The following is a 539-nucleotide window of genomic DNA, read 5'->3' as shown; positions in this document are numbered from 1 at the left end:
ACGATATTGGTATTGCCTTCTACCACCTTACCGGTTTCAGCGCCTTGGGTCGCTGTCAGATCCAGCTTGTACTTCTTGCCATCCACTACAGTAGTAATGGTGTCCTTACGCTGATCGGTAGTATCGTAATCAGTACCCACTTCAGAACGCGGTGTATCGGTCACTTTCGGTGCGATAGTCACGCCGTCTTTGTTCTTGTACTCAACGGTAACATCACCGTATTTCTTTTGCGGTGCATCTGGAACAAGATCATAGTAGTAAACGATATTGGTATTGCCTTCTACCACCTTACCAGTTTCAGCACCTTGGGTTGCTGTCAGATCCAGCTTGTACTTCTTGCCATCTACTGTGGTGATAGTGTCCTTACGCTGATCCTTGGTATCATAGTCTGTACCCACTTCAGAACGCGGTGTATCGGTCACTTTCGGTGCGATAGTCACGCCGTCTTTGTTCTTGTACTCAACGGTAACATCACCATATTTCTTTTCTGGTGTTGGAATATCTGGTACAAGATCATAGTAGTAAACGATATTGGTATT

1 protein-coding gene is annotated in these 539 nt (G+C 45.5%); it reads right to left on the bottom strand.

Translation table 11 applies throughout. The features are described from left to right. Positions 1-539 (bottom strand): MucBP domain-containing protein (locus HMPREF2634_RS09995; protein WP_180363043.1); only part of this gene is annotated, 539 nt, incomplete at both ends.

This window comes from Streptococcus sp. HMSC034B03, assembly GCF_001838575.1.
Classification (GTDB): Bacteria; Bacillota; Bacilli; order Lactobacillales; family Streptococcaceae; genus Streptococcus; species Streptococcus anginosus.
Note: the sequence above shows the minus strand (reverse complement) of the source record. Positions and strands in the feature narration are given on the sequence as shown.